General features: G+C 70.8%; 9 protein-coding genes. 4 read left to right on the top strand and 5 right to left on the bottom strand.

Annotated features, from left to right (window positions below; genetic code table 11):
* Positions 1-19: 19 nt before the first annotated feature.
* Positions 20-271, top strand: coding sequence for a Rho termination factor N-terminal domain-containing protein (locus tag ACERM0_RS19965; RefSeq protein WP_373680392.1), 252 nt, complete (start codon positions 20-22; stop codon positions 269-271).
* A gap of 65 nt (positions 272-336) precedes the next feature.
* Positions 337-2,082 (top strand): MFS transporter, encoded by a 1,746-nt coding sequence (locus tag ACERM0_RS19960; RefSeq protein WP_373680391.1) that lies wholly within the window; start codon positions 337-339, stop codon positions 2,080-2,082.
* A 61-nt stretch (positions 2,083-2,143) separates the two neighbouring features.
* Here the strand turns inward: ACERM0_RS19960 and ACERM0_RS19955 are convergent, their stop codons facing one another.
* The 3 genes from ACERM0_RS19955 to ACERM0_RS19945 all read right to left on the bottom strand — a co-directional run bounded on the left by ACERM0_RS19955 (position 2,144) and on the right by ACERM0_RS19945 (position 7,004).
* Positions 2,144-2,359: a cold-shock protein gene (locus ACERM0_RS19955; RefSeq protein WP_373680425.1), complete on the bottom strand. Its 216-nt coding sequence runs from the start codon at positions 2,357-2,359 to the stop codon at positions 2,144-2,146.
* 246 nt (positions 2,360-2,605) lie between these two features.
* Positions 2,606-5,008: a DNA topoisomerase (ATP-hydrolyzing) subunit A gene (locus tag ACERM0_RS19950; RefSeq protein WP_373680390.1), complete on the bottom strand. Its 2,403-nt coding sequence runs from the start codon at positions 5,006-5,008 to the stop codon at positions 2,606-2,608.
* Between the two features lie 79 nt (positions 5,009-5,087).
* Complete coding sequence (locus ACERM0_RS19945; RefSeq protein ID WP_373680389.1) at positions 5,088-7,004, bottom strand: type IIA DNA topoisomerase subunit B; 1,917 nt, start codon at positions 7,002-7,004, stop codon at positions 5,088-5,090.
* 346 nt (positions 7,005-7,350) lie between these two features.
* On the opposite strand from ACERM0_RS19945, the gene ACERM0_RS19940 reads away from it, so the two are divergent.
* On the top strand, positions 7,351-8,874 hold the full coding sequence (locus ACERM0_RS19940) for a sugar transferase (protein WP_373680388.1): 1,524 nt from the start codon (positions 7,351-7,353) through the stop codon (positions 8,872-8,874).
* Positions 8,875-8,925: 51 nt separating this feature from the next.
* On the opposite strand, the gene ACERM0_RS19935 is transcribed toward ACERM0_RS19940, so the two are convergent.
* A complete protein-coding gene (locus ACERM0_RS19935; protein ID WP_373680387.1) occupies positions 8,926-9,717 on the bottom strand; it encodes a Crp/Fnr family transcriptional regulator in 792 nt (263 codons plus the stop codon).
* Between the two features lie 308 nt (positions 9,718-10,025).
* On the opposite strand from ACERM0_RS19935, the gene ACERM0_RS19930 reads away from it, so the two are divergent.
* Positions 10,026-11,336 carry a S8 family serine peptidase gene (locus ACERM0_RS19930; RefSeq protein WP_373680386.1) on the top strand — a complete coding sequence of 437 codons (1,311 nt, stop codon included), beginning with the start codon at positions 10,026-10,028 and terminating at the stop codon, positions 11,334-11,336.
* A gap of 50 nt (positions 11,337-11,386) precedes the next feature.
* Here ACERM0_RS19930 and ACERM0_RS19925 read toward each other — a convergent pair whose 3' ends face one another.
* Positions 11,387-12,148 carry a hypothetical protein gene (locus ACERM0_RS19925; protein ID WP_373680385.1) on the bottom strand — a complete coding sequence of 254 codons (762 nt, stop codon included), beginning with the start codon at positions 12,146-12,148 and terminating at the stop codon, positions 11,387-11,389.
* Positions 12,149-12,587 lie beyond the last annotated feature (439 nt).

Raw genomic sequence — 12,587 nt, 5'->3', positions numbered from 1 at the left:
ATCGACGAAGGAGCACGACATGGCCAAGGACCACGGACCGTCCGTCAAGAACGACGAGCAGTACGAGGCCCTGCGCGACGAGGGGTACGGCAAGGAGGCCGCCGCCCGGATCGCGAACAGCGGCAACGACTCGTCGAAGAAGGGCGGCGAGAACCCCTCCTACGACGACTGGAGCGTCGACGACCTGCGCGAGCGGGCCGCCGAGCTCGACGTCGAGGGCCGCTCGGACATGAACAAGTCCGAACTGATCGAGGCCCTTCGCAACCGCTGACCGCCGACCGTGACGCGGCCGGGGCGTGGTGCACGCCGCCGGCCGCATCGGCTTGACTGCGTGACGTGACCACCGACCCCGCCAAACTGACTCCCCGGCCACCGGCGCCTCAGGCGCCGGTGCCGACGTTCGCACCCCTGCAGGTGCCCGAGTACCGCCGCATCTGGGCGGCCGCGCTGGTCAGCCACCTCGGCACCTTCCTGCAGTTGACCGCCGGTCCGTGGGTCATGCAGGAGATGACCGACTCGCCGCTGCTCGTGGCGCTGGTCACCACCTCGCTGACCCTGCCGAGGTTGCTGCTGACCCTTCCCGCCGGCGCGCTCGCCGACGTGGTCGACCGCCGCACCCTGATGCTGATCGGCCAGTTCACCAGCGCCATCTCCGTCGCGGTCATGGCGGTGCTGACGGCCACGGGCACGCTCACGCCCTACTGGCTGCTGGGTCTGTCGTTCGTGCTGGGCGTCGGCAACGCGATCGGCCTTCCGGCCTTCCAGACCCTGATCCCCGACCTGGTACCGCGCCGCATGATGGCGCAGGCGATCACGCTGAACTCGGGCGCCTTCAACGTGGCCCGCGCGATCGGGCCGGCCATCGGCGGCGTGATCGTGGGTGCCGGCCTGGCGAGCACGGCGTTCGGGGCCAACGCGGCGTCGTACCTCGCGATCGTCGGCGTGCTGCTGACGTTCCCGAAGGCCAAGGTCGAGGACACGCGTCGTCAGACGCTGTGGCGCTCCACCGCCATGGGGGTGCGCTACGCCCGGTTCACCCGCCCGATCCGCGTGCTGTTGGGCGTCACGGCACTCTTCGCGCTCACCACCGCCAGCATCCAGTCGCTGCTGCCGGTGGTCTCCCGGGAGCTCGGGCTCGGCGGGACCGGCTTCGGCGTGCTCTACGGCCTGTTCGGGGTCGGCGCCCTGGTCGGCGTGCTGACCCGCGAACGGGCCCGCGTGCGCTTCGGGCGGCGCATGCTGCCCGGCGCGGTGCTGGTGTTCGGGCTGTCAGGGGTCGTCTTCGGGTTCGCCCCACACCCGGTGGTGGCCGCCGCGGCGCTGGCGGTCAACGGCCTGTGCTGGGTGTTCACCCTGGTCACCATGAACGCCACGGTGCAGTTGCTGGCACCACGCTGGGTGCGCAGCCGGGTGGTCTCGCTCTACGTGCTGGCGATCGGACTGCAGCCGGTCGGCGCGTTCGCCGCCGGTGCCCTGGCCGAGGGTGTCGGCGCCGGCACCGCGGTCGCCGTGTTCAACCTCGGCACCGTTGCGTTGGGCGCCGCCGCGTTCCGGCTCGGACTGCCGGTCCTGGGCGAGTTCGACGAGCCGTCGGCCCCCGACGACTGGCACGTGCCCCGCCACGCCCAGCACGTCGCGGGCTCACCGGTGCTGGTGGCCAACACCTGGGAGATCGACCGCGACGACGCGGAGGCGTTCTTCGACGTCATGCGCGAACTGCGCCGGCAGCGCTTCCGCACGGGGGCACACCGGTGGTCGCTGTACCGCGACGCGGACCGGCCCACCCGCATCACCGAGTTCTTCGTCGTGCACGACTGGGAGGAGCACCTCGCCCAGCACGCCCGCATGGACCTCGAGGTGGCCGACACCCTGGCACGGGCGCGGGCGTTCGATCGCGGCGACGGGCCGGTGACCCGGCACCTTGCTGGACTGGACGTCCTCGACCCGTCGGCACCGACCGTGGACGAGCAACTGCTCACCATCCATGCCGAGGCGCATCGCAGCGACGGCAGCTTGCCGCTGGATGAGGAGGGGACCACCCCGGCGGCGACGGAGGCGCAGCGATCGGCCCGCGACGGCTGACGGCCGGTCGTCGTGGACGGCGACCGGGGCCGCTGTGGCCCGTCGCTCTCCGAGGCGTCGGTCAGGTCGTGTGGACGTCGAGGGCGCGTGGTCCGCGACCGTCGTCGCTGCGTTCGAACGTCACGCGCTGACCCGCCTGCAGGCACCGGAACCCGTCGCCGGAGATGGACGAGTAACGGACGAAGACGTCGTCGCCGCCGTCGTCCGGGGCGATGAAGCCGTAGCCCTTCTCCTCGTTGTACCAGCGGACCTCGCCGCCGAGGCGGTCGGTCTGGATCGGGATCTCGGTGGTGAACTGCTGCAGGTCGGACTGCACGTGTGGGCTCCTGGAGGGGCGGAAGCGAGCCTCGGCTGATCGCCGTCGAGAGACTACGGACCCGGGACTCCTGTCCCGGGTATTTGCGTGGTCGTCCGTACGGGGAGCGCCCGGAAGGTCCGAGTCGGGAACTTCGGGCGATCGGCGACAGCGACCGTCGGCGCGCCGGCCCGTTCGAGATGGACGCCGAAGCCGCCCGGCGGCGTTTCAGTCCGGCGGGGCAGCGGCGGCGTGCTCGGCGACCACGGGTCCGGCCACGGCGTGGCCGATCGGGCTGCCACGCCCGGCCCGTCGCGCCTCGACCAGGTCGAGCGCCCGCAGCACCGCGGGTTCCTCGCCGTGCACGTGCAGGTCGGCGGCGAGCCCGCACCACAGCAGGTCCGCACTGCCGGTCATCAGGCCCTTCCCGCCCCGCCCCTTGGCCGGGTACTCGCCCAGCGGCGTGCGCTTGGCCGTGCCGTCGCCGCCGATCGTCACCACCTCGGCGTCGTCGGTGCCGCCCGGCACCACGCTGAGGGCCACGACGGCCGCGCCCTTCGGCACGTTCATACCGGCGACACCGGCGGCGCTGCGTCCCATGGCGCGCACGTCGTCGGCGGCGAAGCGGATGACGTGGCCGCCGGAGTTCGCGAGCAGCAGGTGGTCGCCGTCCCGGCACACCGCCACGGCCGCGACCCGGTCGTCGGCTCGGACACCGGCCGCCTGCAGGGAGCGCTGCCGTGCCTCGGCGAACTCGCTCATCGCGGTGCGCTTGACCTGCCCGGCCGCCGAGGCCGTCACGACCGTGGCCGCCGGGTCGTCCGACAGCACGACCGCCCCGGCGAGCTTCGCGTCGGGCCCGCCGCCGAGCAGCCCACCGACGTGCGTCCCGCGCTGGCTCGCCTTCACGACCGGGACGTCACCGACGCCGACCCGGTGCCCGGTGCCGGCCTCGTCGATCAGCAGCAGGGTGTCGTCCGTGGTGCAGCGCAGGACCGCGACCAGCGGATCGTGGGCGTGCTTGTGCGCCGGCGTCGCCCGGCGGCGTGCCAGCGGCTTGAGGTAGCCGCCGCGGGTGACCATCACGGTCACCTCCTGCGCCTCGAAGCCGGCCTGGGAGCCGCCGGCCAGGACGTCCTCGGCGCTGATGCCGGCACCGACGATCCGCGACCGGCGCGGCGTCGCGTGCAGGCGCTTGATCTCGCGCAGTTCGTCGCCGAGCAGCCGGTCCAGCACGCTCGGGTCGCCCAGGATCTCCTCCAGCCGGGCGATGCGTTCCTGCAGGTCCTGGTACTCGTCCTCCAGGGCCGCCCGCTCGAGCGCCGCCAACCGCCGCAACTGCATGTCCAGTACGGCCTGCGCCTGCACCTCGCTCATCGCGAACCGCTCGATCAGGCCGGTGCGGGCGTGTGCGGCCGACTCGCTGCCGCGGATCAGGGCGATCACCTCGTCGAGGTGGTCGAGCGCGAGCAACAGCCCCTCGACGACGTGGGCCCGGTCACGAGCCTTACGCAGCCGGTGCTCGGTCCGCCGGGTCAGGACCTGCCGCTGGTGGGCGAGGTAGTGCCGCAGGCAGTCGACCAGCCCCAGGGTGCGCGGGGCACCGTCGACCAGCGCGACGAGGTTGACGTTGAAGTTCGTGCGCAGGTCGGTGGCCCGGTACAGCTTCTCCAGGACCTTGGCCGGGTCCTCGCCCCGCTTGAGTTCGATCACGATCCGCATGCCGTCACGTGACGACTCGTCCCTCAGGTCGCGGATCGCGTCGAGCTTGCGGCTGCTGACCAGGTCGGCGATCCGCTGCAGCAGCGCGGCCTTGTTGACCTGGTAGGGGATCTCCGTGATCACGATGCGCGGCAGGTTGCCGCTGCGGGTCTCGGTCGTGGCGACCGCCTCGACCGTGATGGCGCCGCGGCCCGCCTCGTAGGCTTCGCGGATGCCGTTGCCCTCGACGATGCGCGCGCCGGTGGGGAAGTCCGGGGCCGGGACGTGGCGGATGAGCCGGTCGAGGTCGGCGTCGGGCCGGTCGAGCAGGGTCAGGCAGGCGTCGATCACCTCGCCGAGGTTGTGCGGCGGGATGTTGGTCGCCATGCCGACGGCGATGCCGGACGCGCCGTTGACGAGCAGGTTCGGGAACCGGGCGGGCAGGACCAGCGGCTCGGTGTCGTAGCCGTCGTAGTTGTCGACGAAGTCGACGGTCTCCTCGTCGATGCCGGCGAGCAGTTCCATCGCCAGCGGCGACAGCCGCGCCTCGGTGTAGCGCATGGCCGCCGGCGGGTCGCCGTCGACGGAGCCGAAGTTGCCGTGCCCGTCGATCAGCGGCTCGCGCGTGGCGAAGTCCTGCGCCATGCGCACCAGCGCGTCGTAGATCGAGGAGTCGCCGTGTGGGTGGTAGGTCTTCATGACCTCACCGACCGCCGACGCGCACTTGCGGTAGGGCCGGTCGGGGTGCAGCCCGGACTCGTACATCGAGTACAGGATGCGGCGCTGGACCGGCTTCAGCCCGTCACGGACGTCGGGCAGGGCGCGCCCGACGATGACCGACATCGAGTAGTCGAGGAAGGCCTGTTCCATCCTCGACTCGAGGCTCACGTCGAGGACCTGGCCGGCCGAGAGGGTGCTGTCCTGCGGCATCGGGGATTGCTCCGAAGATGGGGTGTCGCGGGTGTGTGGGGGCGGAGCCCCCCACAGTCAGCGAGCGAAGCGAGCGGGTCTACACGTCGACGTTCTCGACGAACTTGGCGTTGGTGACGATCCAGTCGCGGCGCGGGTCGGTCTGGTTGCCCATCAGCAGGACGAACAGCTCGTCCGCCCGCGCGGCGTCCTCGATGTTGACGCGCAGCAGCGTGCGCCGGCGTGGGTCCATGGTGGTGGCCCACAGCTGGTCGGCGTCCATCTCACCCAGACCCTTGAACCGCTGGATCTCCACGTTGGTGTTGCGCTTGAACTCCGTGCGGAGCAGCGTGTCGCGTTCCTTGTCGCTCATCGCGTAGGCCACCTTGGTTCCCTTGCGCAGCTGGTACAGCGGCGGCTGTGCGAGGTAGAGGTGGCCCTTCTCGATCAGCTTCGGGGTCAGCCGGTAGAAGAAGGTCAGCAGCAGCGTGGTGATGTGCCCGCCGTCGACGTCGGCGTCGGCCATCAGCACGATCTTGTCGTAGCGCAGCCGGTCGTGGTCATAGGCGTCGCCGACACCGGTGCCGATCGCCTTCACGAGGGCCTGGATCTCCGCGTTCTCCAGGACCCGGCCGAGCTGTGCCTTCTCCACGTTCAGGACCTTGCCGCGCAGCGGCAGGATCGCCTGGGTGTGGCGGTCGCGTGCCGACTTCGACGAGCCGCCCGCCGAGTCGCCCTCGACGATGTACAGCTCCGTCTCCGAGGGGTCACGTGACGTGCAGTCGGCGAGCTTGCCGGGCAGACCCGCCGACTGGGTGTCGAGGAGTCCCTTGCGACGGGTGAGCTCGCGCGCGGCCTTGGCGGCCTGCCGGGCCTTGGCCGCGACGGCGGCGCGCTTGACGATCTGCTTGCCCTTGGCCTTGTGCTTGGCCAGCCACGCCGCGAGTTCCTCGGTGACGACCTGCTCGACGTAGCCGCGGGCGATCGTGGAGCCGAGCCGGCCCTTGGTCTGCCCCTCGAACTGCGGGTCGGGCAGCTTGATCGACACGACCGCGACCAGGCCTTCGCGCACGTCGTCGCCGGTGAGGTTCGGGTCCTTCTTGAGCAGCGCCCCCGAGTCGCGCCCGAACTTGTTGAGTGTCGAGGTCAGTGCCCGCCGGAAGCCCTCCTCGTGCGTTCCGCCGTCGGCGGTGCGCACGATGTTGACGTAGCTGCGCAGCCGGTCGTCGTGGAACCCGTCGGTCCACGTGAACGCGAGGTCGAGGGCGACGGGGTGGCCTTCGAACTCGCGTTCGTCGTGGAGTTCGATGGGGTGGGTCAGCGGATCCTTGCCGTGCAGCAGTTCGTTGACGAAGTCCGTCAGCCCGTGCTTGAACTTCAGCGTCTGCGAGCGCCCGTCGCGATCGTCGGCGAGCATGATCTCCAGCCCCGGGTTGAGCAGGGCGGTCTCGCGCAGTCGTTCGCCGATGCGGTCGTAGTCGAGCGTCGTGGTCTCGAAGATGTCGGGGTCGGCCCAGAAGCGCACCAGTGTCCCGGAGCCCTTGCGCTTGCCGGCCTTCTTGAGGTTCTCCACCTTCGCGCCCCGTGCGAAGGCGATGGTGTGGCGGTGCCCGCCGCGGGTCACCTCCACCTCGGTGCGGGTGGCCAGCGCGTTCACGACCGACACGCCGACGCCGTGCAGGCCGCCGGAGACGGCGTAGGACTGCCGGTCGAACTTTCCGCCGGCGTGCAACGTGGTCAGCGCGAGTTCGACCGCCGGGACCTTCTCGGTGGGGTGCTTGTCGATCGGGATGCCACGGCCGTCGTCGGACACCTCGACGCCACCGTCGGCGAGGAGGCGGACGGCGATCTTCTTCGCGTGGCCGGCGAGGTGTTCGTCGACGGCGTTGTCGACCACTTCCCACACGAGGTGGTGCAGGCCACGCACATCGGTCGAGCCGATGTACATGGCGGGACGCTTGCGCACGCCCTCCAGTCCCTTGAGGACGCTGATGCTCTGTGCGCTGTACTCGGTCACGGGCGGCCTCGTCTCGGGCGCGGCTGCGCCACCGGAAGTCTCCGGCGGGCAAGGTACGACATGGGTGTGATTCGTACGAGCAGCCGTCGCCCTCCGGACCGGTGCCCGTGCGCCGTCTCCGAGGACCGGCGAGGGGGCGTCGCCCACCTGCCGAGCTCTCGAATGGGGCTCCGACCGGTTTACCGTCGGACGTTGGGGGAAAAGGGTCCCGGCCCTTCGCACGTAAAGAGCTGAAGGGACACTGCACCCCGATCATTGGCAGGGCGAAGACAGGACACGTGCCCACACTCATGTTCTGGCCACTGCCCCTAGCCTTTGGTTCGGCAGCAAAGAGCCCGCGTGCTCGATGAAAAACCAGCCCGTATCGGTTGGATCTCTTGAGATCAATAGTCGGGGGGAGTCGGTGACGGGCAGTGCGGAAGTGCGACGCAATAGCAAGCAAGCGAGTGTCGGTTCCAGGGCAGTTCCCGACGTAGCGGCCGCGACGCCGCTGTCGCAGTCGTCCGCTCGGGCGGCCGCCTTCGAGGCTCCGAGCCTTCCGGATCGCCGCAAGCGGGGGCTGCTCGGCGAGGCCGTCCTGCGCCGGCTCATCTCGACGCCGACGTCGGACGCCGTGGCGTTGGCCGTCACCCTCTTCCCGTTCCGGGGTTCGACGGTCACGGTCGGCTACGTGACCTGCGCATGGCTGGTGCTGTTCGTCGGGGAACCCGGTCACCGGCGGCTCAGTCCTCGGGTGAGCGAGGACGGCGGTTGGCTCGTCAAGCGGCTTGCTCTGACGCTGGTCGTGTTTGGGCCGTGGGCCGTGCTCCGCCTGCAGGCCGGGCGGCTGATGCTGGTCTTCGTCGAGGCGACGGTCCTGGTCGTCGCCGCCCGGGCCGTGACCTACGCAGGGTTGCGGCGATTGCATACCCGCGGGCTGCTGCTCTCCAACACGCTCGTCGTCGGGACCGGAGTCGTCGGCCAAGAGCTCGGTCATGTCCTGCGCGACCATCCGGAGTATGGATTGCGCCTGGTCGGCTACGTCGACGGTGACCCGCCCGCCCACGTGGCGAACCAGGTCGTCGCGAGTCCCGAGGAACTGTCGCGGGCGCTGCGGGAACTGGCGGTCCGGCGCGTCGTCGTGGCATTCGGGGCCCGCCGCGCCTCACAGATGGTCGCGATCCTGCGCGCGTGCGACGCCCACGACGTGACCGTCTACCACGTCCCGCGCTTCTTCGAGTTGGGCGCACTGCCGGACGCGCTGGAGCACGACGACGTCTGGGGCATCCCACTCGTGCGGCACCGGCGGGCCGCGTTGCGGCCGCACGCCCGGGTCGTGAAACGGGCTGTCGACCTGTTGCTGTCGGCAGCGGCGCTGCTGGTGGCCGCCGCCCCGATGGCCGTGCTGGCGGCTCTCGTCCACGCCTCGAGTCCCGGGCCGATCCTCTTCCGCCAGGTCCGGATCGGACAGTCCGGCCGCGAGTTCGAGATGCTCAAGTTCCGCACCATGTACGTCAATGACGATTCGGCCATCACGTGGTCGGTTGCCGGTGACCCGAGATTGACGCCTGTTGGCGCCTTTCTCCGCAAGTCATCGTTGGATGAACTTCCACAGTTGTTCAATGTCCTGCGTGGAGACATGTCGCTCGTCGGTCCACGTCCAGAGCGTCCTCATTTCGTCTACAAGTTCGGTTCTGGCATACCCGGATATACCGACCGACACCGGGTTCCCGTGGGCGTGACAGGCTGGGCGCAGATCCATGGCCTGCGCGGGGACACCTCCATCGAGCAGCGCGTCCGCTTCGACAACTACTACATCGAGAACTGGTCGTTGTGGCTCGACTTCGTGATCCTGTTCCGGACGCTGCGGTCGTTCCGGACCGGAGGCTGACGTCGCCCCGGCACCGTCGCGTCGGCGGGAGGTGATCAGGCCGCGGTGGGATCAGGCCGAGGTGGGGGTTTCCTCGGCTGTGGTATCGAGGTGACCGAGCAGCAGAGCGGTGGCGCTGGGCGACGAGTGGCGCCGGGGCGTCAGCCGTGTCTCGAGGGCTGCGAGGTCACGGACGATCAGCTCACGGCGACCGGTGTGGACGATGCCGGTGCGTCGCAGGTCGGCCAGGACCTTCGCCGCCGACTCCCGCGACACGCCGGCCCATGACGCCAGTTCCTCCTGCGTCAGGTGCAGGCGCACCATCACGACGTCGTCGACCTGCTGTCCCCAGCGCGTGGCGAGCTCCAGCAGCCGGTGCACCAACCGCTCGCGCGTCGAGGTGCCGGCGAAGCTGACCTGACGGTCGCGCAGCTCGCCGAGCTGCGCACCGACGGCGTGGAGGCACGCGGCCGCCACGGCCGGATGCGCCTCGACGAGGGGTCGCAGTTCCCGACCCGGCAGCACCAGCAGGGTCGCCGGCTCCAGGGTCGTCACCCGCGCCGCACCGGGATGGCCCAGTGCGGCGGGCAGCCCGGCCGTGTCGCCCGGGCCGAGCAGCGCCGTGACGACGTCGACACCGTCGAGGTTGGAACGGTGCTCCTTCGCGGCACCGCGCAGCACCACGACCACGTCGTCGTCGGACTCGCGCAGGACCAGCGAGCCACGGGCGTGGTCGGCCGCCTGCGCCACCCCGAGCACCAGCGCCAGGTCGTCGCGCGAGAGGCTCCCGAGCAGCGCCGAGGCCCGGGCGGCCGCGACGACGTCGGGCTGCCGCCACCGGCCCGACGCGACCCCTGCGTGCATCCGTACTCCTGGCCCCCGAAGCAGCTCCGCAGCGTGACAGCGGAGACCGGATTGTGCGCCGGTTGGCGATGCACAACATTCGATCACGGCGACGACGTGCGTTGCGCGCCCGGGCTGCCGGGTTGCTGGCGCGAACATCCCGGCGAACCGGGCACGTGGTGGGCATCGGCGGACCGACGGACGCCGTCGGCGGCCGTTCGGCCGCTCAACCTGCGGCCAGCGCCGCCCGATCTCCCGGTGGGGACCCGAACCGCGAGGGACCCGTCGCCGACGCGACGGATCGCGGCTCGGCCATCGCGAGGTGTGCCATGTCCACGAACGCCGGCCGACGCCGGACACGATCGCTCCTGGTCGTCCTGCTGCTGGTGGCGACCCTGCTGCCGACGGGCGCTGCCACGGCACACACGCCGGGCCCGGAACCGACCGAGCGGCTCCTGGTCACCTACCGACCGGGAACCGGTGAGGGGGCGAAGGCTGCGGCCCGGGCGACCGTCGGCGCGTCTTGGGTAGGCGCCATAGAGCGGCTGGGTGTCGAGGTCCTGCACCTACCGGAACAGGCATCTTCGCGGGCTCTGGCGAAGTTGCGCACCAACCCTGCCGTGGCGAGTGTCGAAGCGGACCAGCTGCTGACGCCGGAGGCGACCCCGAACGATCCGGCGTGGGGCGACCAGTGGGGCCCGAAGCACGTGCAGGCGCCGGCGGCGTGGTCGGTCACGACGGGCGCCCCGGACGTGCGCATCGCGGTGCTCGACTCCGGCGTCACCGTCAGCGCGGACCTGCAGGGCAAGGTCCTGTCAGGACACAACGCGATGGACGGTTCCGCGAACGTGACCGACAACCACGGTCACGGCACGCGGTCCGCGAGCGTCGCGGCGGCCGCGACGAACAACGGTCTCGGCATCGCCGGCTACTGCTGGCAGTGCACGATCCTGCCGGTGAAGGTGTTCGACTCCGAGGGGGCGTACGTCTCCGACATTGCCAGGGGCATGGTCTGGGCGACCGACAACGGCGCGGACGTGATCTCGCTGTCCATGAGCGGCCCGAACGCCTCGGCGACGATGCTGAACGGCGTGCGCTACGCCAGCGAGCGCGGGGTCGTCGTCGTGGCGGCGGCCGGCAACTACTCGTCCGACGCGCCGCGGTACCCGGCGGCGTATCCGGAGGTGATCGGCGTCGCCGGCACGACCAGCACGGACGCCCTGTACTCGTGGTCCAACCACGGGGCCTGGGTCGACGTCAGCGCCCCCGGCAACAACCAGGCGCTGACCCAGACCGGCGGCGTCGTCGGCTACTCCGGGACGTCCTCCGCGACCCCGGCGGCGGCCGGAGTGATCGGGCTCGGGTTGGCGACCGGCGCCTCGGCCGCCCAGGTCCGGCGCGCGCTCGAGGATGGTGCCGTGCCACTGTCCAGCGTGCGGACCGGTCGGATCGACGCCGCCGCGATGTTGGCCCTGCTCGGCGGCACGGGTGGTGAAGTGCCGACACCGACCGATCCACCGCCCAGCGAACCGGCGCCCACGGATCCGGCGCCGAAGCCGGGCAAGGGCAACGGTGGCGGCGGCAAGGACAAGGACGCCGGCGGCGGCAAGGGGAACGGCAAGCCCGCCGGCAAGGGCTGAGGAACGGCCGTGGGGCCCGGCGATCGCCGGGCCCCACGCATGTCGAACCCTCAGGTCGTGCCAGGATTCCGGCCGAGCGGGCAGCTGTCCTCGACGCGCTCACCCAGGAAGTCGACGTCCGGGTGCACCTCGCTCAACAGGTCGCCGACGTTGTTGAACGCCTCGCCGCCGTACCACTGCGGGCTCTGGAGCACCTCCCACAGCGTCGGGTCGGTCTTCGCCCCGTCACGGACGGCCTTCGGCGAGAGCGAGATCGCCCCGAAGTAGCTGCCGTACGTCTCCGACGGAGCGATGCCCGTTGCTTCCCACGAGCCGAGGTGGTGAGTCTGGCGCCAGTAACCGGGTGAGCACCACTCGCCGAGGTATCCCTCCGGCGGGATGCGCTCGAGGATCAGGTACACGACGACGTTGCTGATCGCGGGGAACTGGCCGCCGCTGTTCTCGAAGTCGACGTCGTACTCGGTGCCGGTCTCGGTCCCGCTGTTCGAGTTGCTGGCCTTGACGCAGAACTCGACCGTGATCGGGTAGCCGGTCTCGGCGTCGTAGAACTGGACGTTCGTGCCCTGGATGACGACACGGACGTCGTAAGAATCGCCGTTCGTGTCGGCGACCGAGACGATCTCCTCGTAGGCCTCACCGGCAACACCGGAGAAGTCGACCTTGGCACCGGTCTCCGACGGCGCGTCGCAGTTGCCGCCCGAATTGCCTTCATGAGGCGGGCTGGCGAAGGCGGCGGTGCTGGCGAGCATCGCGGCCAGCAGACCGGCGACGACGCCCAGGTAGAGCGGCCGGAGCCGCGATGACGTGCGCATGGAAAGTGCCCCCTTGTCCCGGAGGGATCGAGGCAGCCGCCTCGACCAACGCGTGACTGTTCACGCCTCGCGCGATTCTCCGCCGCGCCCGGGGAGGCGACCACGTCGGCGGACGTGCTGAATCTGCGTCCTTCGGCGCAGAGCGAACCGCTCGAAACCGGCCGATCGCGGAGCGTTCGCTGGGAGTTCGCGATCCGGGTCCGCTCGGAGCCGACGTGTGAGGCGGCGGCACCCCAAATGTCGGGAGCAGGACAGTGCTCCCTGTGCGGGTGTCGGGTTGACGCGGATCGTCGCGGGCACAGCAGCGACGTCCGCCTGTGGGGGCGCCGCGCCGCGAGGTGTGGTGAGAGCGTCGGGGCTGCGGGTTCGCGTGCGCGCGCGAACCGGTGGAGACGAGCCTGGGGATGACGCGGATGTCGCATCACGACCACACCGCCCG

Origin of the sequence: Egicoccus sp. AB-alg2, assembly GCF_041821065.1 — a bacterium.
Lineage (GTDB): Bacteria > Actinomycetota > Nitriliruptoria > Nitriliruptorales > Nitriliruptoraceae > Egicoccus.
Note: the sequence above shows the minus strand (reverse complement) of the source record. Positions and strands in the feature narration are given on the sequence as shown.

Bases quoted from the DNA above. Each gene is read 5' to 3' on its own strand.
- ACERM0_RS19965 (WP_373680392.1), top strand. From the start codon at position 20: ATGGCCAAGGACCACGGACCGTCCGTCAAGAACGACGAGCAGTACGAG.
- ACERM0_RS19950 (WP_373680390.1), bottom strand. From the start codon at position 5,008: ATGCCGCAGGACAGCACCCTCTCGGCCGGCCAGGTCCTCGACGTGAGC.
- ACERM0_RS19930 (WP_373680386.1), top strand. From the start codon at position 10,026: ATGTCCACGAACGCCGGCCGACGCCGGACACGATCGCTCCTGGTCGTC.
- ACERM0_RS19940 (WP_373680388.1), top strand. From the start codon at position 7,351: ATGAAAAACCAGCCCGTATCGGTTGGATCTCTTGAGATCAATAGTCGG.
- ACERM0_RS19935 (WP_373680387.1), bottom strand. From the start codon at position 9,717: ATGCACGCAGGGGTCGCGTCGGGCCGGTGGCGGCAGCCCGACGTCGTC.
- ACERM0_RS19925 (WP_373680385.1), bottom strand. From the start codon at position 12,148: ATGCGCACGTCATCGCGGCTCCGGCCGCTCTACCTGGGCGTCGTCGCC.